This is a genomic window from Eikenella sp. Marseille-P7795, assembly GCF_916618725.1.
Lineage (GTDB): Bacteria > Pseudomonadota > Gammaproteobacteria > Burkholderiales > Neisseriaceae > Eikenella > Eikenella longinqua.
Window position 1 is genome coordinate 97,430 of record NZ_CAKAJZ010000006.1, and the last position, 24,427, is coordinate 121,856.

The 24,427-nt window shown below is 59.6% G+C and carries 30 protein-coding genes and 1 pseudogene; 8 read left to right on the top strand and 23 right to left on the bottom strand.

The annotated features are described in order from the left end of the window. The first annotated feature begins 99 nt into the window (after positions 1–99). A pseudogene (katA, locus tag LG371_RS09555) lies at positions 100–1,611 on the top strand (catalase KatA). A 150-nt stretch (positions 1,612–1,761) separates the two neighbouring features. Next, the gene (locus LG371_RS09560) at positions 1,762–2,283 is read left to right on the top strand and encodes a hypothetical protein (RefSeq protein ID WP_225748355.1); all 522 of its coding nucleotides are present in this window, start codon (positions 1,762–1,764) and stop codon (positions 2,281–2,283) included. 147 nt (positions 2,284–2,430) lie between these two features. Here the strand turns inward: LG371_RS09560 and LG371_RS09565 are convergent, their stop codons facing one another. From LG371_RS09565 to eno, 7 genes are all read right to left on the bottom strand, one after another. Further along, positions 2,431–2,646, bottom strand: coding sequence for a hypothetical protein (locus tag LG371_RS09565; RefSeq protein WP_225748356.1), 216 nt, complete (start codon positions 2,644–2,646; stop codon positions 2,431–2,433). Then, positions 2,636–2,932: a hypothetical protein gene (locus LG371_RS09570; protein WP_225748357.1), complete on the bottom strand. Its 297-nt coding sequence runs from the start codon at positions 2,930–2,932 to the stop codon at positions 2,636–2,638. The genes LG371_RS09565 and LG371_RS09570 overlap by 11 nt, the downstream gene beginning before the upstream one ends. Beyond that, complete coding sequence (locus LG371_RS09575; protein WP_225748309.1) at positions 2,933–3,223, bottom strand: hypothetical protein; 291 nt, start codon at positions 3,221–3,223, stop codon at positions 2,933–2,935. It abuts the gene before it with no gap. Between the two features lie 167 nt (positions 3,224–3,390). Then, positions 3,391–4,266: a YicC/YloC family endoribonuclease gene (locus LG371_RS09580; RefSeq protein WP_225748358.1), complete on the bottom strand. Its 876-nt coding sequence runs from the start codon at positions 4,264–4,266 to the stop codon at positions 3,391–3,393. A 99-nt stretch (positions 4,267–4,365) separates the two neighbouring features. Beyond that, on the bottom strand, positions 4,366–5,238 hold the full coding sequence (locus LG371_RS09585; RefSeq protein WP_067594898.1) for a DMT family transporter: 873 nt from the start codon (positions 5,236–5,238) through the stop codon (positions 4,366–4,368). Positions 5,239–5,319: 81 nt separating this feature from the next. Continuing rightward, positions 5,320–5,631: a cell division protein FtsB gene (ftsB, locus tag LG371_RS09590; RefSeq protein ID WP_067594901.1), complete on the bottom strand. Its 312-nt coding sequence runs from the start codon at positions 5,629–5,631 to the stop codon at positions 5,320–5,322. Between the two features lie 14 nt (positions 5,632–5,645). Further along, complete coding sequence (gene eno / locus LG371_RS09595) at positions 5,646–6,932, bottom strand: phosphopyruvate hydratase (protein ID WP_225748359.1); 1,287 nt, start codon at positions 6,930–6,932, stop codon at positions 5,646–5,648. A gap of 323 nt (positions 6,933–7,255) precedes the next feature. On the opposite strand from eno, the gene LG371_RS09600 reads away from it, so the two are divergent. From LG371_RS09600 to LG371_RS09615, 4 genes are all read left to right on the top strand, one after another. Continuing rightward, on the top strand, positions 7,256–7,993 hold the full coding sequence (locus LG371_RS09600; protein ID WP_067594908.1) for a methionine ABC transporter ATP-binding protein: 738 nt from the start codon (positions 7,256–7,258) through the stop codon (positions 7,991–7,993). Between the two features lie 2 nt (positions 7,994–7,995). Then, positions 7,996–8,676 (top strand): methionine ABC transporter permease, encoded by a 681-nt coding sequence (locus LG371_RS09605; RefSeq protein ID WP_225748360.1) that lies wholly within the window; start codon positions 7,996–7,998, stop codon positions 8,674–8,676. 48 nt (positions 8,677–8,724) lie between these two features. Next, positions 8,725–9,627: a MetQ/NlpA family ABC transporter substrate-binding protein gene (locus LG371_RS09610; RefSeq protein ID WP_225748361.1), complete on the top strand. Its 903-nt coding sequence runs from the start codon at positions 8,725–8,727 to the stop codon at positions 9,625–9,627. A 379-nt stretch (positions 9,628–10,006) separates the two neighbouring features. Next, positions 10,007–10,426 (top strand): YidB family protein, encoded by a 420-nt coding sequence (locus LG371_RS09615; RefSeq protein WP_225748362.1) that lies wholly within the window; start codon positions 10,007–10,009, stop codon positions 10,424–10,426. Positions 10,427–10,521: 95 nt separating this feature from the next. Here LG371_RS09615 and LG371_RS09620 read toward each other — a convergent pair whose 3' ends face one another. Beyond that, positions 10,522–10,881 (bottom strand): dihydroneopterin aldolase, encoded by a 360-nt coding sequence (locus LG371_RS09620; protein ID WP_067594917.1) that lies wholly within the window; start codon positions 10,879–10,881, stop codon positions 10,522–10,524. Positions 10,882–10,938: 57 nt separating this feature from the next. Here LG371_RS09620 and plsY point away from each other — a divergent pair, with 57 nt between their 5' ends. After that, a complete protein-coding gene (gene plsY / locus LG371_RS09625) occupies positions 10,939–11,559 on the top strand; it encodes a glycerol-3-phosphate 1-O-acyltransferase PlsY (RefSeq protein ID WP_067594920.1) in 621 nt (206 codons plus the stop codon). Positions 11,560–11,786: 227 nt separating this feature from the next. Here plsY and hpnE read toward each other — a convergent pair whose 3' ends face one another. The 8 genes from hpnE to LG371_RS09660 all read right to left on the bottom strand — a co-directional run bounded on the left by hpnE (position 11,787) and on the right by LG371_RS09660 (position 19,389). Beyond that, positions 11,787–13,091, bottom strand: a complete 1,305-nt coding sequence (gene hpnE / locus LG371_RS09630; protein ID WP_225748363.1) for a hydroxysqualene dehydroxylase HpnE — start codon at positions 13,089–13,091, stop codon at positions 11,787–11,789. Continuing rightward, complete coding sequence (hpnD, locus tag LG371_RS09635; protein ID WP_225748364.1) at positions 13,088–13,939, bottom strand: presqualene diphosphate synthase HpnD; 852 nt, start codon at positions 13,937–13,939, stop codon at positions 13,088–13,090. Before hpnD ends, hpnE begins: the two co-directional genes overlap by 4 nt. Before the next feature lie 60 nt (positions 13,940–13,999). Further along, entirely contained in the window at positions 14,000–14,122 is a 123-nt protein-coding gene (locus LG371_RS12270) for a hypothetical protein (RefSeq protein WP_255593118.1), read from the bottom strand. 8 nt (positions 14,123–14,130) lie between these two features. Beyond that, the gene (gene purF, locus LG371_RS09640) at positions 14,131–15,657 is read right to left on the bottom strand and encodes an amidophosphoribosyltransferase (RefSeq protein ID WP_225748365.1); all 1,527 of its coding nucleotides are present in this window, start codon (positions 15,655–15,657) and stop codon (positions 14,131–14,133) included. Positions 15,658–15,661: 4 nt separating this feature from the next. After that, positions 15,662–16,168, bottom strand: a complete 507-nt coding sequence (locus tag LG371_RS09645; protein ID WP_225748366.1) for a CvpA family protein — start codon at positions 16,166–16,168, stop codon at positions 15,662–15,664. Then, positions 16,168–17,250, bottom strand: a complete 1,083-nt coding sequence (locus LG371_RS09650; protein ID WP_225748367.1) for an SPOR domain-containing protein — start codon at positions 17,248–17,250, stop codon at positions 16,168–16,170. The genes LG371_RS09645 and LG371_RS09650 overlap by 1 nt, the downstream gene beginning before the upstream one ends. A 129-nt stretch (positions 17,251–17,379) precedes the next feature. Next, the gene (folC, locus tag LG371_RS09655) at positions 17,380–18,669 is read right to left on the bottom strand and encodes a bifunctional tetrahydrofolate synthase/dihydrofolate synthase (RefSeq protein ID WP_067594938.1); all 1,290 of its coding nucleotides are present in this window, start codon (positions 18,667–18,669) and stop codon (positions 17,380–17,382) included. Between the two features lie 312 nt (positions 18,670–18,981). Beyond that, entirely contained in the window at positions 18,982–19,389 is a 408-nt protein-coding gene (locus LG371_RS09660; protein ID WP_067594941.1) for a DUF302 domain-containing protein, read from the bottom strand. A 284-nt stretch (positions 19,390–19,673) separates the two neighbouring features. Here LG371_RS09660 and LG371_RS09670 point away from each other — a divergent pair, with 284 nt between their 5' ends. Next, positions 19,674–20,090 (top strand): hypothetical protein, encoded by a 417-nt coding sequence (locus LG371_RS09670; RefSeq protein ID WP_156503586.1) that lies wholly within the window; start codon positions 19,674–19,676, stop codon positions 20,088–20,090. A gap of 75 nt (positions 20,091–20,165) precedes the next feature. On the opposite strand, the gene LG371_RS09675 is transcribed toward LG371_RS09670, so the two are convergent. The 7 genes from LG371_RS09675 to pdxJ form a co-directional block, all read right to left on the bottom strand. Next, positions 20,166–20,603 (bottom strand): protein YgfX, encoded by a 438-nt coding sequence (locus LG371_RS09675; protein ID WP_067594945.1) that lies wholly within the window; start codon positions 20,601–20,603, stop codon positions 20,166–20,168. 4 nt (positions 20,604–20,607) lie between these two features. Then, the gene (locus LG371_RS09680) at positions 20,608–20,964 is read right to left on the bottom strand and encodes a hypothetical protein (RefSeq protein WP_067594948.1); all 357 of its coding nucleotides are present in this window, start codon (positions 20,962–20,964) and stop codon (positions 20,608–20,610) included. 233 nt (positions 20,965–21,197) lie between these two features. Next, positions 21,198–21,974 carry an exodeoxyribonuclease III gene (locus LG371_RS09685; RefSeq protein ID WP_067595254.1) on the bottom strand — a complete coding sequence of 259 codons (777 nt, stop codon included), beginning with the start codon at positions 21,972–21,974 and terminating at the stop codon, positions 21,198–21,200. Between the two features lie 52 nt (positions 21,975–22,026). Continuing rightward, positions 22,027–22,347, bottom strand: a complete 321-nt coding sequence (locus LG371_RS09690) for a hypothetical protein (RefSeq protein WP_067594950.1) — start codon at positions 22,345–22,347, stop codon at positions 22,027–22,029. Positions 22,348–22,417: 70 nt separating this feature from the next. After that, positions 22,418–22,888, bottom strand: a complete 471-nt coding sequence (locus tag LG371_RS09695; protein ID WP_067594953.1) for a type IV pilin protein — start codon at positions 22,886–22,888, stop codon at positions 22,418–22,420. Between the two features lie 69 nt (positions 22,889–22,957). Further along, the gene (locus tag LG371_RS09700) at positions 22,958–23,377 is read right to left on the bottom strand and encodes a type IV pilin protein (RefSeq protein ID WP_225748368.1); all 420 of its coding nucleotides are present in this window, start codon (positions 23,375–23,377) and stop codon (positions 22,958–22,960) included. 177 nt (positions 23,378–23,554) lie between these two features. After that, positions 23,555–24,286 carry a pyridoxine 5'-phosphate synthase gene (gene pdxJ / locus LG371_RS09705; RefSeq protein WP_225748369.1) on the bottom strand — a complete coding sequence of 244 codons (732 nt, stop codon included), beginning with the start codon at positions 24,284–24,286 and terminating at the stop codon, positions 23,555–23,557. Positions 24,287–24,427 lie beyond the last annotated feature (141 nt).

A 24,427-nucleotide genomic window follows, 5' to 3' on the forward strand; every position in this document is an offset into this window, starting at 1 on the left:
CGCAAACATAGTTTTGATAGTTAAAATTTTTGGATATAGTGCAGCCCATAGCAAGACATGAGGAATTTCCTCCCAACCATCGCAAAAGGAATGCAAACCATGACCCAAAAATGCCCCGTTACCCACCTCACCATGAACAACGGCGCGCCCGTTGCCGACAACCAAAACAGCCTGACCGCCGGCCCGCGCGGCCCGTTGCTGGCGCAGGATTTGTGGCTGAATGAAAAACTCGCCGACTTCGTGCGCGAAGTCATCCCCGAACGCCGTATGCACGCCAAAGGTTCGGGCGCGTTCGGCACGTTCACCGTAACGCACGACATCACGAAATACACCCGAGCCAAAATCTTCAGCGCAGTCGGCAAGAAAACCGAGATGTTCGCCCGCTTCACCACCGTGGCAGGCGAGCGCGGCGCAGCCGATGCAGAACGCGACATCCGCGGCTTTGCGTTGAAGTTCTACACCGAAGAAGGCAACTGGGATATGGTCGGCAACAACACGCCCGTGTTCTTCCTGCGCGACCCGCGCAAATTCCCCGACCTGAACAAAGCCGTCAAACGCGACCCGCGCACCAATATGCGCTCCGCCACCAACAACTGGGACTTCTGGACGCTGCTGCCCGAAGCCCTGCACCAAGTTACCATCGTCATGAGCGACCGCGGCATCCCCGCCAGCTACCGCCATATGCACGGCTTCGGTTCGCATACGTACAGCTTCTGGAACGAAGCGGGCGAGCGTTTTTGGGTGAAATTCCACTTCCGTACCCAACAAGGCATTAAAAACCTGACCGACAAAGAAGCGGCAGACATCATCGCCAACGACCGCGAAAGCCACCAGCGCGATTTGTACGAAGCCATCGAACGCGGCGAGTTTCCGAAATGGACGATGTACGTCCAAATCATGCCCGAGGCGGACGCGGAAAAAGTGCCGTATCATCCTTTCGACCTGACCAAAGTTTGGCCGAAAAAAGACTATCCGCTGATTGAAGTGGGCGAATTCGAGCTGAACCGCAATCCCGAAAACTTCTTCGCCGATGTGGAACAATCCGCCTTCGCACCGAGCAACCTCGTTCCCGGCATAGGCGCCAGCCCCGACAAAATGCTGCAAGCCCGTTTGTTCAACTACGCCGACGCGTAACGCTACCGCTTGGGGGTGAACTTCCGCCAAATCCCGGTAAACCGCCCGCGTTGCCCCGTCCACAGCAACCAGCGCGACGGGCAAGGCCGCGCCGACGGCAACTATGGCAGCCTGCCGCACTACGAACCCAACAGCTTCGGCCAATGGCAGCAGCAGCCCAACTTCGCCGAACCGCCCCTGAAAATCAACGGCGACGCAGCGCACTGGGACTACCGCCAAGACGATGACGACTACTTCAGCCAACCGCGCGCCTTGTTTAACCTGATGAACGACGCGCAGAAACAGGCTTTGTTTAGCAACACTGCCGCCGCCATGGGCGACGCGCCAAACTTCATTAAATACCGCCACATCCGCAACTGCCACCGTTGCGACCCCGCCTACGGCGAAGGCGTGGCAAAAGCCTTGGGGCTGACCGTGGCCGACGCGGTGAAAGCCCGCGAAATCGACCCCGCGCTCGGCCAAGGCGGCTTGCTATAAAACGCCCGGCAAACCATCATCCGGCCATTATCAAAGGCTACCTGAAAATTTTCAGGTAGCCTTTTTTGCCCGCGCCCATTCCAAAGCCACCGCCCAAACGTTAAAATCCATCCGTTTTCCCATTCCCTCCCAACACAGAAAGGACAAGCCATGCTCCGCCGCCTCACCGCCCTCCTCGCCCTCAGCCTCGCCGGCCAAGCCTACGCCGCCACCTTCATCGCCGACAGCATCCCCTACGCCCCCGACGCCAAAGTGGCCGACCGCATCAGCACCGAATGCACCGATTTAGGCAAAACCTTCAGCCAAGAAATCATCAGCCAAGCCAAAGCCCAAGGCATTGAGCTGCAAGCCCCCCCCGCCGGCAGCCTCGCCGAACAGCCCGACCGCATCGACATCCAAATCACCGACATCCGCAGCTACGGCAGCGCCTTCACCGGCCACTACAAATCCATCAACCTCCAGCTCACCCGCTACCAAAACGGCCAGCCCACCGCCAGCACCAAACTCAGCCGCCGCTCCCTCGGCGGCATGGGCGGCATGTTCAAAAGCTCCTGCTCCGTGCTCGACCGCGTAACCGGCACCCTCTCCCAAGACATCGCCGCCTGGCTCAAAGCCCCCGCCGCCGCCGCCGAAACCCCGGCCGGCACCGAAGCCGCCAGCCAAGCCCAATAAGCTGTTTTCAAACAGGCTACCTGAAAAATAGCCCGCACAACAAAAGATACCGTAATCGAAAGTCAAGAACTTTTTAAAAACGCAAGCAACAGTAAGGCTGCGGTAGCCATCGGCTGCCGCTTTTTTGCAACACTTTAGACTGCTGTTTTACGCTGGTTTGTGCCGATTCTCGTCAAACGGCTGGCCTGTTTTAATCACGGCATAGGCGTATTTGACGATTTTGCACATCATCAGGATATAGATTTGCTTTGGATGTTTGCCCTGTTTTATCTTTTGTTCAAACCAAGGCCGCCACAGCTTGGATCTTAGACAAGCCACCCGAGCCGGATAGTAAAGCGCTTTTCTCACTTTCTTATCGCCCATCTTGGATATTTTGGCTTTCTATGAGCTTGCCGCGCTGGTTGGTCACGAAGGTTTTAAAGTATTCGCTTTCCTGATAGGCCGCCCAGTCAATTTTTTGCTCCCCCGCTAATGGTCTTTGGGTTTTTTGCTCCCCCCCTGTTAGCCTAGGGGGGCGATTGTCGCCGGCCGCTCCGGCGGCGGCCGCAGGGCGGCCATCCGCCGCCGCAGCCGGCTTCATCTTCGCCGCTTCTTCGAACTGCCGAATTTCGGAGTAATCCGGTACGCGTTTTTTATGCTTCTTAGCCATTTACGCCACCATTTCGAATCCGGGAACGACTTGCTCGAACTCGGTTTCTGATACGTTGCGAAAAAAGGGAATTTGTAATTCGATGGCGTCAATGACGAATCTGCCGTAGATATCGAGCAATTTGCGAACGCTGTCGGCTGAAAGATGATCTGATTCGATGATGTGTTCAAAGAGGATGAAACTGCGATCTGATGCGATGTTCAGTTTGATGGCGAGTTCACAAAAGAGATCGCCTGATTGCTGGCCTAGGTAGGCGGTGATATTTGGATAGGTAGGTAATTGATAAGACATAAAAAAGCTCCTTTGAGTTAGCTTGATCAAAGAGAGCTAGTCCAGCCTTATGATGTGAATAATGCCTGTCTGGCAAAGATACCGTCAGGACTAGCCCCCGACGGCGCGAAATATATAAGGCTACCTGAAACCATTTTTTCAGGTAGCCTTTCCTATTGCTCAACACATCACTCGATGTTCTGCACCTGCTCGCGCATCTGCTCAATCAACACCTTCAATTCCACTGAAGCCTGCGTGCATTCCGCCGCGATGGCTTTGCTGCCCAGCGTGTTCGCCTCGCGGTTCAGTTCCTGCATCAGGAAGTCCAGCCGCTTGCCCACGCTGCCTTTGGGCTGGGTGTTCACAATGCGGCGCACTTCGGCGATGTGCGTGCGCAAGCGGCTGAACTCCTCGTCCACATCCGCCTTCTGCATAAACAGCGCAAATTCCTGCTGCAAACGGTCGTTGTCCATATTGCCCACCGCCTCGCGCAGCCGCTGGCTCACCTTATCCATATGCTGTTGCAAAAGCTGCGGAAACTGGCCGGAAAGCGCATCCAGAATCTGCTCCATCTGCTGCAAGCGCTGCAACAAGTGCTGCTGAAGCTGGGCGCCTTCGCGGCTGCGCGCCTGATTGAAGCTCTCCAGCACTTCGTTGATCAGGCGCAGCACGCTTTCGTCCAAATCGCCCGCCTCTTCCGCCGGCGCGGCCAGCACGCCAGGGAAGGCGAGGATGTCGGCCACACCCAGGCGGTTGATGTCGGGGTGTTTGCGGTAGATTTTGTTGTTGATCTTCGCCAACTGCGACACCAGCTTTTTGTTCAGCTGCAAGCTGCGGGCGGCCGGCTGCGTGCCGTGCTGGAGCTGGATGCGGCATTCGATTTTGCCGCGTGCGGCGCGGGCGGACACGGCTTCGCGCAGCGCACCTTCGAGGTGGCGCAGGTCTTCGGGCATTTTGAATTGGATGTCGAGGTAGCGGTGGTTGACCGCGCGCAATTCGAGATAGAGGCGTTTGCTGCCGTGTTCGGCGCTGCCGTTGGCAAAGCCGGTCATGCTGTTGATCATGTTTTTCCCTTTAAATACAGTGGATAAATTTTTAGCTGCGTTGAAACTGGCGTTTTAACTTCGTTGAAGCTTGCGCTTTCAGGTAGCCTCAAGCTTGGTTTACCTGCCTTTGGCGAAACTGCCGAGCACGCCGGCGCCCACAATCACCAGCATGCCGGCGATTTCGTGCCAGCTGATGCTGTCGCCGAGCCAGAAAATGCCCAGCAGGGTGGAAAACACCACGGTGAGGTAGGAGAGCGAAGCCACGGTGAGCTTGCGCCCCACCTGGTAGGCGCGGGTCATCGCCAGCTGGCCGAGCGTGCCGGCGGCGCCCAGGCCGAGCAGATAGGGCAGCGATTGGGCGCTGGGCGGCTGCCAGCCTTGAATGCAAGCCAAAGTGCCGGCCATGGCCGTGCCCACGCAGCAGAAGTAAAACACCACGCGCCAGCTCGGCTCACCCAGCTTGGAAAGTTCGCGCACCTGCAAATACGCCCAGCCGGAGCACACGCCGGAAACCAGCCCGACCAAGCCGGCGGCTCGCTGCTCGGAAGCAAAAGTGGGCTGCAGCAGGATGATGATGCCACCAAAGCCCATCAGCAGCGCGGCCAACATCAGCGGCGCGATTTTTTCTTTGAGAAATAAGAAAGAGAGCAGCGCCAAAAACAGCGAGGAGGTGTAGTTTAGCGTGATGGCGGTGGCCAGCGGCAGGCGGGTGAGCGCGTAGAACGAGAGCAGCAGCGCCACCGTGCCGGTAATGCTGCGGTTGAAGTGGGATTTCAGGTGCGGCGTGCGGAAGGCCTGCCCGCGCCACCAGATGGGCAGCCCGATGGCGGCGAGCCCAAACAGCATGCGCCAAAACACCAGCTCGTTGAAACTGAAGCCGAAACGGCTGCCGGCGGCTTTGGCAAATGCGCCCATCAGGGCAAACAGGGCGGCGGAAATCACCATCCAGCCGGAGCCCAGGCGGTCGGCAGGCGGGGAGGAGTGGCTCATGATGGCTTCAATCGGGTTGCGGAAATATTTTCAGGTAGCCTCTTGCGGCAAGCAGGCTACCTGAAAAACTATTGAAACATATTATTCGGCAGCCGTTTCGCCTTCGGCCGCGGCGGCTTCGGAGGCGGGCAAGATGCGGTAATACACTTCGCCCGGGCCCACGTAGCCCAGCTCGGTGCGGGCGATTTCGGCAATCGCGTCTTGGCCGTTGCGCAGGTTTTCCACTTCGGCCTTCAAAGCCTGATTGCGCCACACCAGGGCTTGGTTGGCCTCGCGCCGGCGCTCGGCTTGGGATTCCAGCCGCCACATATCGCGCCAGCCGCCTTTGGCCAGCCACAAATCCTGTTGCAGCCACACCAGCGCCAAGGCCAGCACCACGGTTACCCATTTCATTTTTCAGGTAGCCTTTAGCGCGCCAGGTGGTAGAAAGCGGCTTGGCCGGGGTAATAGGCGGCGCTGCCCAGCTCTTCTTCGATGCGCAAAAGCTGGTTGTATTTGGCCATGCGGTCGGAGCGGGAGAGCGAGCCGGTTTTGATCTGCATGCAGTTGGTGGCCACGGCCAGGTCGGCGATGGTGCTGTCTTCGGTTTCGCCGGAGCGGTGGCTCATCACGCTGGCGTAGCGGTTGCGCTTGGCCAAATCCACGGCTTTCAGGGTTTCGCTCAAGGTGCCGATTTGGTTCACTTTCACCAGCAGGGCGTTGGCAATACCGTCTTTAATGCCTTCGGCCAGAATCTGCGGATTGGTCACAAACAAATCGTCGCCCACCAGCTGCACTTTGCCGCCCAACTTTTGGGTGAGCAGCTTCCAGCCTTCGCGGTCGTTTTCGTCCATGCCGTCTTCGATGGAGATAATCGGATAGCGGGAAACCAGGTCGGCCAAGTAATCGGCAAATTCGGCATTGGTGAGCGCTTTGCCTTCGGCGGAGAGGTGGTACTTGCCTTCGCGGTAAAACTCACTGGAGGCGCAGTCGAGCGCCAGCAGCACGTCTTTGCCGGCTTCGTAGCCCGCGGCTTTCACGGCTTCCAGAATCAAATCCAGCGCTTCGGCGTGGCTGCCCAAATTGGGGGCGAAGCCGCCTTCGTCGCCCACGGTGGTGGGGAAGCCCTTGTCGTGGCAGATTTTCTTCAAGTGGTGGAACACTTCCGCGCCGCAACGCAACGCATCGCGGAAGCTCTCCGCGCCCACCGGCATAATCATGAATTCCTGAATATCCAGGCTGTTGTTGGCATGTTCGCCGCCGTTGATCACATTCATCATCGGCACCGGCATCGCCATCGGCCCGGCGCCACCCAAATAGCGGTAGAGCGGCAGGCCGGCATCTTCGGCGGCCGCACGCGCCACGGCCATGGATACGGCCAAAGTGGCATTAGCGCCGAGGCGGCCTTTGTTGTCCGTGCCGTCGAGCTCCACCAGCACGCTGTCGATATAGCTCTGCTCGGAAGCATCAATGCCGATTATGGCTTGAGCGATTTCGTTGTTCACATTCTCCACCGCCTTGAGCACGCCTTTGCCCAAATAGCGCCCGGCATCGCCGTCGCGCAGTTCCAAGGCTTCTTTCTGACCGGTGGAAGCGCCGCTGGGCACGGCCGCGCGCCCCATCACGCCGCTTTCCAGCAACACATCGCATTCTACGGTGGGATTGCCGCGCGAATCGAGAATCTCGCGGGCGAAAACATCAATAATGGCGCTCATGCATTCTGCTCCAAAAGTTAGTTGGCTGAAGAAACGGCGGCTTACCCGCCAAAACGGCGGGATTATACCCTGAAACGGATGGCCTTAGAAACGCAACGGCAGTCGGGCATGGCCAGCCGCCGCCGGCAATGCCGCAACACGCGGCAACGCATCTGCCCGCACTTGACAAAACCCGCGTTTGGGCATTAAATACGCCCCACTTCTTTACGCCGATTTGATACAGCTTGCGGGCGTTAAAACAGCTAAAGCGTACCCCTAGCGACACGCACCATCTGTTTTAAGCCCATTGCCGATTCAATGGGCTTTTATGTTTTCAATAAATTATGATTATTCTGGATTCCGTTTGCAAAAGCTACCACCACGGCAAAAGCAACCAATTCATGGCCGTGCACCCCTTGAGCCTGAGCATCGAGCAAGGCGAGGTGTTCGGGCTGATGGGCTATTCCGGTGCGGGTAAATCCACCCTGCTGCGCCTGATTAACCTGTTGGAACGCCCAGACAGCGGCAAAGTGCTGGTGGACGGCCAAGACCTTACTGCCATGAACCCCGTCCAGCTGCGCGCCGCGCGGCAGAGCATCGGCATGGTGTTCCAGCAGTTCAACCTGCTGGCCAACCGCACCGTGGCCGGCAATGTGGCCTTCCCTCTGGAAATCGCCGGCTGGAGCAAAGACAAAATCAACGAGCGCGTGGGCGAATGCTTGCAGATTGTCGGCCTTTCCGACCGCGCGCAGCACTACCCCGCCCAGCTTTCCGGCGGGCAGAAGCAGCGGGTGGGCATTGCCCGCGCGCTGGCGCCCAATCCGAGCGTGATTCTGGCCGACGAGCCCACTTCCGCGCTCGACCCGGCCACCACCCGCAGCGTGCTCGACTGCCTGCAAGACATCAACCGCCGCTTCAACGTAACCATCGTGATCGTAACCCACGAAATGAGCGTGATCCGCCGCCTGTGTAGCCGTACCGCCCTGCTGCACCAGGGGCACCTGCTGGAAGTGGCCGACGTGCGCGATAAGCAGATTCTGGCGCACACCGACATCGGGCGCGAATTGGTACAGGAGGATTAAGCATGGGGCAGCAATACGATATTTGGGAAAACCTGATGCGCCTGCGGCCGGAGTTTTACAAATCCTTCTGGCAAACGGCGGTGATGCTCGGCATTTCCGTGCCCGTGAGCGTACTGATTGGCGGGCTGCTGGGCGTGTGGCTGTTTACCACCAACCGCAACCAGATTTTCGCCAACCGCCGCGTGAACCACTTTCTCGGTTTCACCATCGACTTCATCCGCGCCTTCCCCTTCGTTATCCTGATGATTGTGATGATGAAGCCCACCCGCATGATTATGGGCACCACCTTCGGCCCGGTGGCCGCCTCCATTTCGCTCAGCGTGGCCGCCATGTTTTACTTTGCGCGGCTGGTGGAGCAGAATTTGGTCGAAGTGCCCAAAGGCGTGGTGGAAGCCGCGCTGGCGATGGGCGCCAAGCCTTCCACGATTATCACCAAAGTGCTGCTGAACGAAGCGCGTGCCGGCTTGGTGCGCAGCATCGCCATCCTGATTATCGCCACGCTGGGCACCAGCGCTGCGGCCGGCTTAATCGGCGGCGGAGGCGTGGGCGACCTCGGCATCCGCTACGGCCACCAGCGCTATATGGCCGACGTGCTGTGGACAGTAGTTGCCCTGCTTTCGGCCTTGGTGGTCTGCATTCAATCGGTTGGCAACTATCTGGCCGCCCGTTTGGACAAACGCTAGTTTATGATTTCTTCCCAACCTGTTTATCCATTAATAAGGAGACACACAATGAAAGCTTTATGGAAACTCACCCTCGCCGCCGTGCTGGGCATGACCCTGGCCGCCTGCGGCGGACAAGACAGCGGCGCCGGCCAGGCATCGGCCGCTTCTTCCGGCAGCCAGCCCGCTGCCGAAGCCAAACGCGAAATCCGCTTCGGCACCACCCCGGGCGACTTTGCCGACATGATTAAAGACCAAATCCAGCCGATTCTGGAAAAACAGGGCTACACCGTAACCCTCACCGAATTCCCCGACTACGTTACCCCCAACCAAGCGCTGGCCGAAGGCGCCATCGACATCAACATCTTCCAGCACAAGCCCTATCTGGATTCCTTCAAAGCCGAGCACAACCTCGATCTGACCGAAGTATTCCAAGTGCCCACCGCCCCGCTGGGCATCTACCCGGGCAAACTCACCGCGCTGGACCAAGTGAAAGACGGCAGCACCGTTTCCATCCCCAATGATCCTTCCAACCTGGCCCGCGCCCTGGTGATGCTCGACAACCTGGGCTGGATCAAGCTGAAAGAAGGCGTTGACCCGCTGCGCGCCGCCCGCACCGACATCGCCGAAAACACCAAAAACATCGAATTCGTGGAAATGGAAGCCGCCAACCTGCCGCGCAGCCGCCAAGACGTGGACTTCGCCATCGTAAACGGCAACTACGCCATGTCTTCCGGCATGAAACTGGCCGAAGCCCTGTTCCAAGAGCCCAGCTTCGCCTACATCAACTGGTCTGCCGTGCGCACCGCCGATAAAGACGCGCAATGGGTGCAAGACGTAACCGCCGCCTACAACTCCCAAGAGTTTAAAGACTACGCCCACAAACGCTTCGTCGGCTACAAATACCCCGCCGTTTGGGGCGAAGGCGCCGCCGCAGCTTCAGCCGCCTCTGCCGCTTCCGCCGCCAAATAATCCGCGCGGATAAAGCAAACAGCAGCCGTTTCAGCCAGCCTGAAGCGGCTGTTTGTTTGGGGCGGACGACAAACCGGTTTTCAGGTAGCCCTGCGCATTCAGGCTACCTGAAAACGAGCGAAGCGAGTTTCTGCAAAGCTAAAACGTGAACTGCAACGCAGCAAACATACCGGCTTTCACGAAACAGCCAAACCAAGCCCCAATATTTTTCAGGTAGCCTTTCCAAGCAGAGGCTACCTGAAAAAAGCAGGCAGCCCGCAAACCGTTTAAGCGCAGTAAAGGCTACCTGAAAAACACCCCGCCCAACCCAAAACATTTGGCAGCCCTGCCAAACTCCGCTACACTGCGCCCCTTTTTTCACACCACACAAGGAAACATCATGGCACTCATGGACAACCTGATGAACGCCGCCACCCAAATGCTCGGCGGCAAAGACAGCAACGGCGCCGGCTCGCTGAGCGACATGGCGATGGACTTGGTCAAACAGCAAGGCGGTGTGGGCAACCTCATCAACCAATTACAGCAAGGCGGCCTGGGCGACGCCCTGAGCAGCTGGGTATCCAACCAAGCCGGCAACCTGCCCGTGTCCGGCAGCCAGCTGCAACAAGCCCTCGGCAGCGACACCGTAAACCAGCTCGCCCAAAAATTCGGCGTTGATGCCTCGCAGGCAAGCGACATGCTGGCCAAAATCCTGCCCGACCTGGTAGACAAAGCCACCCCCAACGGCAGCGCCCAAGATGCCGACGGCTTCGGCTTAGACGACATTGCCTCCCTGCTGCTGCGCAACTTCATGAAATAACCAAAGGCCGTTTGCCCCCGCAAACGGCCTTTTCCACCACGGCTCAACGGGCGCAGGGGCTACCTGAAACCCTCCCGCGCCCGGCGCAAATATTTTCAGGTAGCCTCCCTGCCCCGCTCCACCACCACGCCCACCTCGACCACGCCCGGCAAAATCCCCGGCTTCACCGCCTTCACCCGCACGCTCTCGCAGGCAAACTGCCTGAGCAGCAGCTGCGCCACATGCCCCGCCAGCGCCTCCAGCAGGAAAAACTGCTGCCCCGCCAGCGAAGACACCACCCGCTCCGCCACCTCGGCATAGCTGATGGTGTCCGCCACATCGTCGCTCGCTTCGGCCGCGCGCAAATCCGCTCTAATATCAATATCCAGCAGCACGGTTTGCGCTCGGCGGCGCTCCCAGTCGAAAACGCCGATCAGGGTTTGGGCTTTGAGCCCGTGCAGAAAAACAGTATCCATGTTGCGCTTGTCCTCGTGATAAAATCCGGCTCGTTTGTTTGAATGTGAAGCAATGTTATGGCTGACATCTTGTCTGTTTGGGGGCTGGCCGCCGTGGCTGCGTCTTATCTAATCGGCTCGCTCTCGTTTGCCGTGATCGTGTCGAAATGTTACGGGCTTGACGACCCGCGCAGCTACGGCTCGGGCAACCCGGGCGCCACCAATGTTTTGCGCACCGGCCGCAAGAAAGCCGCCGCGCTCACGCTCTTGGGCGACGCGCTCAAAGGCCTGCTTGCCGTGCTGCTTGCCCGCTGGCTGCAAGCGCGTTTCGGCCTGGCCGACGAAACGGTGGCGGCGGTGGCGGTGGCGGTGCTCGTGGGGCACATGTGGCCGCTGTTTTTCGGCTTCAAGGGAGGCAAGGGCGTGGCCACCGCGCTGGGCGTGCTGCTGGCGCTGTCTTGGCCGGTGGCGCTGATTTGCGCGGCGGTGTGGCTGCTGATGGCCTTCGGGCTGAAAATCTCTTCGCTGGCGGCGCTCACGGCCACGGTGCTCAGCCCGCTGGCGGCGGCGTTTCTGGTGCCGCAGCCTTCCTGGCAGGCGGCCATCGCGGTGATTGCCGCGATGGTGCTGCTGCGCCACCGCAGCAATATCCAAAACCTGCTCAGCGGCAAAGAAAGCAAAATCGGCTCGGGCAAATAGCGGCCTGCCGAGTGGCTGATTGGAGGCTACCTGAAAAATCAAATTGGTTTTTCAGGTAGCCTTTAATGTTTCGGGTAGGTCGGGCATTCATGCCCGACAATCCATATCACGCCCATGCCGACCTACCGCCGATTGCCTTCCAGAACTACTTGAAATTCAATCCAAACATTTTTCAGGTAGCCTTTTGGCATTCTTCCCAAGGCTACCTGAAATCCACACCAGCCTTTTCAGGGAGCCTGTTCCCAGCCCGCATCTTTCAGCAGCAATGCCGCCGCCTGCCGCCCGCTCTGCACCGCCGCTTCCAGCGTGGCGGGGTAGCGCGGGTGCAGGTAGTCGCCGGCGAGATAAATGCGCTGGTGGCGCAGCCAGGCGGTGGGGATGGCGGGGCGGCTCGTGCAGCTGGCGGCGGTGGCGCGTTTTTCGGTGATCACCTGCGCGGATATGGGGCGCGGCTGGTGCGGGCAGAGGCGCAGCAAATCTTGGTGCACGCGTGCCACCCATTCTTCGCTGCCGAGCCGGCCCAGGCGTTCCGACAGCGAAATCACGGCCGACACCTCGCCGCGCCCGAAGCCCAACGCGTCACGGTTGATCAGCCATTGCGCCGTGCCTTCGGCGAAGCCGGTAATCGGCGCGGGCAGCGCGGGCGGGTTGGCATAGCGCAGATACACGGTGGTGATGGCGTGGTAGGCCAATGCATCCAGCGCGGCGGCAATCTCGGGCGGCGCGGCCTCGGGCAGCAGCGCGGGCACATGGTAGGGCGCCACGGCCAGCACGGCGGCGTCGAACGCCTCGCCGTTGATCAACAGACTGCCCGAAAGCGCCTGCGCCAGCCGCGGCACGCGCGTTGCCAAGCGGATTTCCGCGCCATGCTTGTGCAAACGGCGGCACACCGGCTCGGCAAACAGCCGCCCCAAATCCTGCTTGGGCAGCAGAAAATCACTGGCTGCCCGCTCTGCCCACACGCCGTCGCGCAGCACGTTTTGCAGGCGTTGCAGCGAGGCCTGCTCCAAATCCGTGTTCATCGCGCCCCACACCAGCGGCTGCCAAAACTGCTGCTGCAAACGGTGCGACACCCGCCGCTGCCGCAGCCAGCCTGCCACGGGCACGTCTGTTTCCAGCCGCAAGCCCTGCAAAGCGCGCATTTGGCGCAGCAGCGCGGTTTTTTCGCCCCAGCCGATGCCGCGCGCGCGCAGCACGCCGGCGAGCAGGTGCAGCGGCGCAGGCAGGCGGCGGGCGGCAAATTGCAGGCCGTCGGCCATGTGCCACTGCAAGGGTAGGCGCAGAAACGCCTCTTCCTCGCGCACGCCGCAGCGCGCCAGCACATCGAGCACCTGCCGGTATGCGCCCACTAGAATGTGCTGGCCGTTATCCGCATGGGCAAAATCGCCGCTGCCGCCAAAGGTACGCGCCCGCCCGCCGCACTGCCGCCCGGCTTCAAACAGGGTGATGCGGGCATGGCCGCACAGTGCTTCCGCCGCCGCCAGCCCCGCCCAGCCGCCGCCGATCACCGCCACACGCGGCGCGGCATTCATGGCTTAAACCCCAAGAGCCAGGTTTTCAGGGCGATGCGCGCCTTGCGCGGCTTCGGAATCGCCAGCTTGTAGCGCAGCACGTTAGCGGCGCCGTCGCGCTCGATTTCGTTGAGCAGCGCGTAATAAATGGCGGCCATCACCAGCCCGGCCTTCTGGCCGCGCCGCTCGGCAGCAGGCAGCAGGGCCACGGCTTCGCGGTAGGTTTGGCGGGCGCGGGCTACCTGAAAAGCCATCAGCTCGGCAAATTCCGGGCTGCCTTTGCGTTGCAGAATATCGGCGGCGGGCACGCCGAAACGCTGCAAATCTTCCACCGGCAGGTAAATCCGCCCCAGCCCGGCATCTTCGCCCACGTCGCGGATGATGTTGGTGAGCTGCAGGGCGAGGCCCATTTTGTCGGCATAATCGAGCACGGCGGGATCTTGGAAACCGAGGATGCGGGCAATCAGCCTCCCCACCGCGCCGGCCACGCGCCGGCAGTATTGCTGCAAGGCGGCGAAATCGGCATAGCGGGCGGGGCTCAAATCCATTTCCACGCCGTCGAGCACGGCGGCCAGCTCGTTTTCAGGTAGCCCGAAGGTGGGGGCGACTTCGCGCAGGGCTTGGTTTACGGGATGCTCGGGCAGGGTGGCGCCGTGGAAGATTTTGGCCGTGTCTTGCCGCCACCAGGCCAGCGTTTGCGCGGCCACGGCGGGGTCGGAGCAGTTGTCGGTCGCGTCGTCGAGCTCTCGGCAGTAGGCATAGAGCACGGTCATGGCGCGGCGTTTTCCCGGCGGCAGGAAGCGGAAGCCGGCGAGGAAACTGGAGCCGCTGGCTTCGGCTTTTTGGCGGCAGTAGTCGAATGGGGTCATAAAATCTTCATCAACATGCTAATCAAACTTGGAGGCTACCTGAAAAACAGGCAGTTTGTTTTAATGATGGCTGCGGGCTTTCATTGCACGGCAGCCGATATTTTCAGGTAGCCTCAAATGCGGGAAAAGGCTACCTGAAAAATCGGCAAACCGGTTTTCAGGTAGCCCCTCCCCCGTTTGCATGGCAAGGCCTATTCCCTGCTGGAGCCCACGCGGATGCCGTGCTCCATCTGGCCGGCTGGGGCGCTGCCTTTGCCGCCTTTCTGGTTTTCGGAGAGGCGTTGCAGGTAGCCTTCGTCGATGTCGCCGGTGGCATAGCAGCCGTTGAAGCAGGAGCTGTCGAAGCCTTCGATGGCGGGGTTGAGCGCACGCACCACGTTTTCCAAATCGGCCAAATCTTGAAACACCACGCCGTCGGCGGAAATTTCGGCGGCGATTTGCTCGGCGTCGCGGCCGTTGGCAATCAGCTCGCTGCGGGTGGGCATGTCGATGCCGTACACGTTGGGGTAGCGTACTTCGGGCGCGGCGGAGGCGAAATACACTTTGCGGGCGCCGGCGGCGCGCACCATTTCCACAATTTCGCGGCTGGTGGTGCCGCGCACGATGGAATCGTCCACCAGCAGCACGGATTTGCCGGCAAATTCGCTGTCGATGGGGTTGAGCTTCTGGCGCACGGATTTTTTGCGCGTGGCCTGGCCGGGCATGATGAAGGTACGGCCGATGTAGCGGTTTTTAATCAGGCCTTCGCGGTAGGGTTTGCCCAGGTGCATGGCCAGCTGAAGTGCGCTGGGGCGGCTGGTGTCGGGGATGGGCATCACCACGTCGATTTCGTCGGCATTCAGGCTGCGTTTCACTTTTTCGGCCAGAGTGACGCCCATATTGAGCCGCGCCTGATACACGGATACGCCGTTCATCACCGAATCCGGCCGCGCGAAATACACGTATTCAAACAGGCAGGGCAACAGGCGCGGCGCCTCGGCGCATTGGCTGCTGTGAAACTCGCCGTTGAAGCCGATAAACACGGCCTCGCCCGGCGCGATATCGCGCACCAATTCATAGCCCAGGCTGGGGAACACGATGGATTCGGAAGACACCATATAGGCGGTGCGCCCTTCGCCGTCGGTGTGTTTGCCCAACACCAGCGGGCGGATGCCGTGCGGGTCGCGGAAGGCGAGCATGCCGTAGCCGGCAATCAGTGCCACCACGCCGTAGGCGCCACGCACTTGGCGGTTGAGCGCGGAAACGGCGTGGAAAATATCGCCCACTTCCAGCTCGGTGCGGCCGCCCATGATGTGCTGCAACTCGCTGGCCAGCACGTTGAGCAGCACTTCCGAATCGGAGCCGGTGTTGATGTGGCGCAGGTGGCGGCGGTGCAGGGCGGCATAGAGCTCCTCGGTGTTGGTGAGGTTGCCGTTGTGCGCCAAAACGATGCCGAAGGGCGAGTTCACATAGAAAGGCTGCGCCTCGGCGCTGCTGCCGGCATTGCCCGCCGTGGGATAGCGCACATGGGCGATGCCCGCGTTGCCCACTAGGTTGCGCATATCGCGCGTGCGGAACACATCACGCACCATGCCGATGTCTTTGTGCATATGAAACATATTGCCCTCGGCCGTTACGATGCCCGCCGCATCTTGCCCGCGGTGCTGCAACACCTGCAAGCCGTCATACAGCAACTGATTTACCGGCTCATACGCCACCATGCCCAACACGCCACACATAAATTCACTCCCCCGGCTCTTGCCGGTAATCAACATGATCCGCCATAAACGGCGGCAGATAGGGCACGGCCAGTTTGGCCAGCCCCTCGAAAACGAAAGCGGTTTGCGAATGCCGCCATTCCTCGCTGGCGGGCAAATCGGTAAACGCGCAGGCCAGCACCACCATCGTGACCGCCAGCACGCCCTTCACTGCGCCAAATAGCCCGCCCAGCAGGCGGTTTACCCCGCCCAAGCCCACCGCGCCCGCAGAAGAAGTGAGCACGGTTTGCAGCAGGCGGAACAATAACCTCGCCAGCAAAAACACGCCGATAAACGCCACCACCACAGCCAACGCCGGCGGGCGCAGGCTACCTGAAAGCCAATCGCCCACCGGCGGGGAAAGCAGCTTGGCCGCCAACAGCGAGCCCAGCCACGAAACCAGACCCACCAATTCGGCCACCACGCCGCGGAACAGCGAAATCAGCGTGAAGGCCGCAATCACAAACAGAGCGGCATAATCGAATAAAGTCATCAGCGCTCCAGCAGCATGCCGTCCAAACCCTGCGCCTTAATCTTGCCCAGCGCCTGATTGGCGGCCTGCCGGTTGGGATAAGAGCCGGTGCGCACACGGTAGAGCGCGTTGCTGCCTTTATTGGGCGGCGCGGCCACATAGGCGCTCACGCCCGCATCCGCCAGCCGTTTCTGCACCGAGCGCGCCTGCTCCTCGCTGGTATAGGCGCCCACTTGGATCACCATACGCTTGTCCGGCTGGGCGGCTTGGCCCTCGGCCGCTTTGCCGCCGGAAGAAACCTGGTTGGCGGCACGGTTGTTCAAAATATCTTCCGGAGAAAGGCGGTTGTTGCGCCGCTCGGGCTTGCGCTCTTCATTGCGGCGCGAACGTTCGGCGGGCTTGCTTTCCGGCTGGCGCGCGCGCGGCTGCTGGGCAGCGGGCTGCTGCGGTTTCTCGGCTTCGGCACGGCGGGGATGCTCTGCGGCTGGCTTGGCCGGTTGCGCGGCTGGCGGCACAGCAGGCTTAGCCTGCGGCACGGGCGGTTTGGCGGCTTCGGCCGGCTGTTGCACACGCGGCTCGGGGCGGTTGTTTTCCGCTGCCGCTCGGCGTTCCGGCGCAGGTTTGCTTTCCGCACGCGGCTCGGGTGCCGGGCGGCGCGCTTGGGCGGGCGGGTTGGCGGCGCTGCCTGAATTGGCCAGTGGATTGGGCAGCACGGCGGTTTGCGTATCTACCGGTTTGGCAGGCTGCACGGGCGGCGGAGCGGGCTGTGCAGCCGGCGGCACCGGCTCGGCCACCACCACTTCCTGCGGCGCAGACACCGGCTGCGGCGGCATTTCCACCGAAGTATCCGCGCCATCGGGCACTTCCGCCACCGGCTCGGGCAGCGGCTGCACGTCCACCACGGCGGAAGCTGCGGTTTCGCCGCCGCTCACGGTTACTTCGCCGGGTGCGGCGTTATTCTTATCGCTGCCCAGCACTTTGGCCAGTAGCAGCGCCACCACGGCGGTGAGCAGCAGCGCGCCCACCAGGCGGCGGCGGTTTTTGCGCTTGATCTGCTCGTATTCTTCCAGATGGCGCCAATTGGGGTTGGATTGCGGGGGCATAACTGATTATTCCTGTTGCGACGGCTTTCCCTAGCCAGCCGATTTTTTCCCCAGCCAGGCAGCGAGCCTCAGCAGTACAGGCAGCACGGCAAGGCGGGCTCACGCCGCAGGGGGAAAGAAGTGGCTTGGCTACATGATTTCGGCCACCGTGTGAAACGAACCAAATACGACAATTCTATCATTTTCGCCTGCCTCCGATAAGGCGGCGCGGTAGGCCTCGGCCACGCTGCCAAACAGGCGCACATTGCCGATGCCGGCGGCTTGCAGGTGCGCTTGCAAGGCTTCTGCCGAGAGGCCACGCGGCAGCGGCAGCGGCGCCACCAGCCATTCGTCGAACTGGTCTTGCAGCAGCTCGAGCACGGCGCCGATGTCTTTATCCGCCAGCATGCTGAACACGGCCAGCCGCTTTTGCGCGAAAGGCAGCGCGATGAGGCTGCGGCGCAGGGCGCGGGCGGCGTGCGGATTGTGCCCCACATCCAAGATGGTGAGTGGGCGGCCGGGCAGCACTTGGAAGCGCCCGGGGTGCTGCACATCCAGCAGGCCGCGCTTGATGGCGCCGATATCTACCGGCAGGCGCGCGTTCAGGCATTCGAGCACGGCCAGCGCGCAGGCGGCATTGCCGAGCTGATAAGCGCCGCGCAGGGCGGGAAAGGGCAGCGCGTTGCGCTTGCGGCTACCTGAAAACTGCGGGCTGTGCTCGGGATGGAAGTGAAACGACCATTGCTGCTGCTCCAGTTTGCTGAAGCCGAAATCGCGCCCGGCCAGGAGCAAATCGGCGCCGATGGCTTCGGCGTGGCGGCGCAGCGATTCGGGCGGCGGGTTTTGCCCGCAGATGGCGGGTTTGCCGGGGCGGAACACGCCGGCTTTCTCAAAGGCGATGGCTTCCACCGTGTCGCCCAAGAAGGCTTGGTGATCCAAATCGACGGAAGTGACCATGGCCACGTCGGCATCGAAAATGTTTACCGCGTCGAGCCGCCCGCCGAGGCCGACTTCCAAAATCATCACGTCTACTTCGGCGCGGTGGAAAATATCCACGGCGGCCAAGGCGTTAAATTCGAAATAGGTGAGCGCGGTGTTGCCGCGGGCGGCTTCGATGCGCTCGAACGCGGCCACGATGGCTTCGTCGGAGGCAGGCCGGCCGTTTACGCAGATGCGCTCGTTGTAGCGCAGGATGTGCGGGCTGGTGAGCATGCCAGTGGAGAAGCCGGCGGCGCGGTAGATGCTTTCCAAAAAAGCGCACACCGAGCCTTTGCCGTTGGTGCCGGCCACCACAACCACGGGGCATTGCGGCTGCAGGCCCATGCGTTCTTGCACGGCGCGGATGCGCTCCAAGCCCATGTCGATGCTGCCGTGGCTGTGGGCGGTGCCGCCGGTGTAGGCGGTTTCGAGGTGGGCGAGCCATTGGGGGAGTGTTTTCATTTGTTCGGCCTTGTTTGCGGGGAGGCTACCTGAAACTGGTGTCTTGCGGCGCAAGGCAGCGTTTCTGCGTGGCTAAAAAACGGCGGGGCTGATGTTTCCACTGTGCCAAGAGATTGTATTCAGGCGGCCTGCTTCAACTGATTCAGGCTACCTGAAAACGGTTAAACCTTTTTCAGGTAGCCTGCGGCGGCATTATACCGCAGCCCGGTTTATAGCGGATTAGCTTAACTTCCGCTACGGCGTTGGCTCTCCTTGCTGTATTGCTCGTACTGTCTGCAGCTCGCCGCCTGGTATCGGAAGCATGTTAATCCGCTATTGGCTTGTGGCACTCGGCAAAGCGGCGGCAATCAGCCCACTCATGGCGGCATCGATTTGCGCGGCCACGTTTTCCGCCGCGCCCAAATTGCGCCCGGCCACCAGCGGCAGCACACGCCGGTAGCACACCTGCACGCACCCATTTTGCTCGCACACCAGCACTTTCAGCGGTAGCTCGGCAGCCAGCAGCAAATCGGCCTGCATCAGCGGCGTGCCCTTGGCCGGGTGGCCGACAATCAGCAGGCAGGCGGGCGCGAGCGGCAGGCCGTGTTCGTCGGCCAAACTGGAATGAGGGATTTCGGCAAACAGGGTGAGCCCTTGGGCGGCAAAAGCCTGTTTCAAAGCGGAAAGCGTTTTGACAAAGTCTAAACGGCTGGGCAGGATGAGGTAGTTGGGATTGCTCATGAAATTGGCCTTATATATGATTGCGCCGATATGCAGTATGGTTTTGCAGATTAATACTGCTGATTTTAATGCAGCGGAATTATAGTGGATTACCTTTAAACCAGGACTGCATTGCCTCGCCTTGCCGTACTACCTGTACTGTCTGCGGCTTCGTCGCCTTGTCCTGATTTAAAGTTACTCCACTATAGAAATAAAAATCGCCGCTTTATTCGTTTTACCGAGAGATTCGGCTTCAACACGGCAATACGCTTTTCCGCCCGACCACATTCAATCACGGAGTGTTTATGAAACCCTATATCAAATCTTTTTTCCTGATTCTTGTGCTGTTTCCGCCGCTGCTGGCGGCATCCGCATTGATGATTTCGGAAGGTTTTTCAGGCAATTCGGCGGTGAGTTTCACATCAGCCGATTTCCAATGGTATTTCAATTTGTTTATCTGGCTATGGTTTTTCAGTCTGCCTGCGGCGCCGGTGTATGCCGGGCTGGCGGCGGCGCTGAAGCTGCGTCGCGGCTGGCGCGCGGCGGCAATATCGGCGGCGTTGGGCTCGGGGCTGGCGGCTGTTTCGATTGCGGCGGGCGAACTGACGATGGGCGACGGCTTTGTGGAATGGGACGTGGTGGCGAGCGCGGCAATATGCACGGGGATGGCCGCTGCGGTGATATCGGCATGCCTGCCCAAACACGCAACCGTGGCGGATTAAATGCGGGCATACAGCCCCGTTTTTTCAGGTAGCCTGTCTCTTTAAGGCGGCCTTTATCCAATCATGGTGTTTGTGTCAATCCTGCATATCCGCCTGCTTGGTTTGCTTCCTCCGCGCCTGCCCCCACCGCGCCCACACGCGCAGGCGGCGCAGGCCTTCGGCATCGGCGGAATCCGGCCACACGGCCTGGTGGAGCCGCCGCCCGCTATCGGTGTGCCAATGCAGGATTTGCAGCCACGGCAGCACCACGCCGCCGCGCAGGGTGGCGGCCACGGCAATCTGCTGCGGTTGCAAAAACAGCACCGCCCCGCCGCCGCTGTCCACTGCCAATCGGGTAATCCGCAGCGGCCGGCGCAGGGCGTGCCAGGCGGCGAAGGCGGTGAGCGCAAGGCCGAGCCAGCGCGGCCAGCCGGCGAAATACAGCAGCCAGATGGCGGCCAGCCACAGCCACGCCGCCGCGTGCACGATGCGCCGCAGCCGCGAGGGCTTGAAGGCTACCTGAAAAGGCTGCACGGCATCACATCATATTGTCCACAACGGGGCTGACGCGGATGTCGTCGTCGTCCAAATCCAGCACCATGTCGTGAAATTCGAGGTCGAAGAAGCGGGCAAACAGCTCGGGCGTGAGCTCCGGCCACTGCTCCTGCGGCACTTCCCAGGAGGCGATTTCGCCGCTGAGGATGTTGCGCCAATGCTCGCCGAAGAGGCCGGCGCTCTCTTCGGGCGTGTCGGTTTGCTCAATCAGATACACGCTGCAATTGCTGCGGATTTGGGAAAGGGTGAGGTCGGGCAGGTCGTCGCCGGTGCTTTTGAGCCAGGTGAGGAAGGCTTCAGTGGGCTTCACCACCACGGCGCTGCGGTCTACGAAATACATGGGGGTTCCTTGGGTGTGAATTGGGATGGTTTCAGCCAGCCTTTGGGCGGAAGTGCCGCAGGCTACCTGAAAAATTTGTGCTGCGGAATAAGCAAGCGGCTTGGCCAATCGGATTTTCAGGTAGCCTGTTTGCCAGCGCAGGCTACCTGAAAATTGCGGCGATAGCGGATTAACCTAACTTTCGATACGGCGTTGGCTCGCCTTGTATCGAAAGTGTGTGAATCCGCTATAGTTTACAGCGGATAATCGTAATCCACCACCAGCGGGGCATGGTCGGAAAATTTTTCCTGCTTATACACGTGGGCGGCTTGGGCGCGCCCGGCCAGGGCGGGGGTGGCCATTTGGTAGTCGATGCGCCAGCCCACGTCTTTGGCGTAGGCCTGGCCGCGCTGGCTCCACCAGGTGTAGCCGGGCGCTTCGGGATAGAGCGTGCGCCAGATGTCCACCCAGCCGAGCTCGGCAATCACTTTGCTGATCCACTCGCGCTCTTCGGGCAGGAAGCCGGAGTTTTTCAAATTGCCTTTCCAGTTTTTCAAGTCGATGTTTTGGTGGGCGATGTTCCAGTCTCCGCAGATGACGATATCGCGGCCTTGGGCTTGCAGATCGCGCAGCATGGGGTAGAAGGCATCGAGAAAGCGGAATTTCACTTGTTGGCGTTCGTCTGAGCTGCTGCCGGAGGGCAGGTAGAGCGAAATCACGGATAAGTTGCCGAAATCGGCCTGCACAAAGCGGCCTTCGGCATCGAATTCGGCAATGCCCATGCCGGTTTGCACGCGGTCGGGCTCTCGTTTGCTGTAGAGCGCCACGCCGGAATAGCCGCGTTTTTCGGCGCAGTGCCAGACGCCGCGCATGCCGTGCGGGGCTTGCATGCTGTTGTCCAAATCGGCTTCTTGGGCTTTGAGCTCCTGCACGCACACGATGTCGGCGCCGCTCTGGGCGAGGTAGTCGTGAAAACCTTTTTTATAGGCGGATCGGATGCCGTTTACGTTGGCGGAAATAATGCGCATGATGGTTCCAAATGATGGGTGGATGAGGGGGAAAAGGCTACCTGAAAAACGGTTTTCAGGTAGCCTGCTTGGCCAAGGTTTGCCGCCACACCAGATAATCACGCAGGGGCGGCATGGGCGGGTTGATGCAGTGCGGGCAGATGCCGGTTACGTCTTCATCGTCAAACTCTTGGTGGAAAGCGTCGGGATCGAAGCGGGATTGCTGCAACACGGCCTGCGCCAGCGCCTGCTGCTGCACCACGTCGAATTCGTAGCCGAGCAAAATTTCGGCCAGCAGGCCGGTCTCGGCGCGGCTGAACCGGGCGCTATTGGATTGAATCAGGCGGATGTAATCGGCATTGCGGATTTTTTGTTGCAGTAAAACGGAGATATCCATGAAGGAGAAGACTACCTGAAAAAGGTAGGGAAATTCGGTTGAAGATTTGGTTGGAAATATGGGATTTTATTCAATGCAGCAATTCGCAGTTTTTATCGATATTGTTTCCGCCGGGGAAGACGGTTTTATTATCGCAACGGCTGCTGCTGCTTTCGCAAAGGCGCACAGTTTGGTCTTGGTTAATCAGCAATACGCGAGGTTCTTTGTTCACATCGAAAGCCACGGCTTTAATCGTATATTTATCGCCCAGCACGCCGCGCGCATTGCCTTGGAATTTGATGCAGAAATGGGCGGTTTGGGTAACCGGGATAGCCGGCCAAGAGGTGGAATTGGCTTTGAAAGTGCGGTTTCGCGTATAAAAGCGTTCCATTGCCCGGCTGTTTTCCAACAAAGCAGCATTCGCTTCTTCCAAACGCGATTTGCGCATAAAAGATTGGTAGGAAGGATAGGCAATCACCGCCAAAACCGCCACAATCGAAATGATCACCAGCAGCTCGATTAAGGTGAACCCGCGCTGTGTGCGAACAGATAAGCCGCTCATCTTGCTGCTCCTTATAAATAATGAAGCGGCAGTATAAACGGCTTTGGGGAGAAAGGGAATAGCTTGTTATCAGTATTGCTCGCAGTTGCTCGTGTTGCCGTCGCTATCAATATTGCACCGGTTTAAAATACCGATGCTGTTGTAATAGATCCCTTTGGTTTCACGAGAATTTCTAGCATTTGGCCTGGCGATGATTTCGTAGCTATCCGCTTTTGGCGAACCCGGGGCAAACGTGATATCAAAAAAATCTGTGCTCACCGGCGCTGAAGCCTGATTACCTGCGGTAGTATCATTCAGCGTTCTGGCTTTAGAATACAAACGCTCCATACTCCGAGCCTTATCCATGATGCGCGCTTTTGCTTCCTCCATGCGCGCTTTTCGGATGAAAGAGTCATAGCTGGGGAAGGCAAGCGTTGCCAAAATACCAATAATGACCACAATCATCATCAGCTCCATCAGAGTAAAGCCCTGCACTTTTGATTTATTCATTATTTTCCCTTCAACGTCTTTACACCCCAGCAAGCACCAATACTTTTATTTTTATGGTGTAACCCACTATTTTTCAAACTGCAATTAAACAGGCTACCTGAAAGCAGGAGCTTTACGAAACCCAAACCGCCCGTAAGCATCTTTCCCTACTTTTCAGGTAGCCGCTCCCTTTAAATCCTAATCCGGCTGGCTTCTCGCCCGGTAAATCTCTTCCTTCATCTGGCGTATTGCAGCCGGCAAACCCAAAAACAGCGCCTGTGCAATCAGCGCATGGCCGATATTCAACTCGCGAATCGGCAGAATACGCGCCACCGGTGCCACATTGTGAATCGTTAAGCCGTGACCGGCGTTTACCACCAAGCCCAGTTCCGAAGCGAAGTATGCCGCTTCTTCCAACCGCAGCAACTCACTTTGCCGCACCGTATGCGAAACCGCATCGGCATAGGCACCGGTGTGCAGCTCAATGGCTTGCGCACCAACATCACGTGCCGCGCGGATTTGCTGCTCGTCGGCATCAATAAACAACGACACGCGGATACCAGCTGCATTCAGCTTCTGCGTAAACTCTGCCACCTTCTGCTGCTGCGCCAACACATCCAAGCCGCCTTCGGTGGTCACTTCCTGCCGTTTTTCCGGCACGATGCACACATCTTCCGGCTGCACCTGCAAGGCGTTTTCCAACATTTCTTCGGTAAGCGCCATTTCCAAATTCATCCGCGTACGGATGGCTTGTTTGATGGCAAATACATCTACATCTTTGATGTGACGGCGGTCTTCACGCAAGTGCAGAGTAATCAAATCGGCACCGTGGGTTTCCGCCACCAACACCGCTTCCAGCGGGCTGGGGTAAATCGTGCCGCGTGCATTGCGCACCGTGGCAACGTGGTCGATATTTACGCCTAAAAGCATATTCCGTCCTTTCCTGAATACCTAGTCGGCATCATAAATGACACACGCTTAAATTATATAAGCAACATGCGTGCCATCCATCATTACTTCTTACAAAACATTGCCGACACTATACAATTCAATCAAATCGCTCTCAATTAC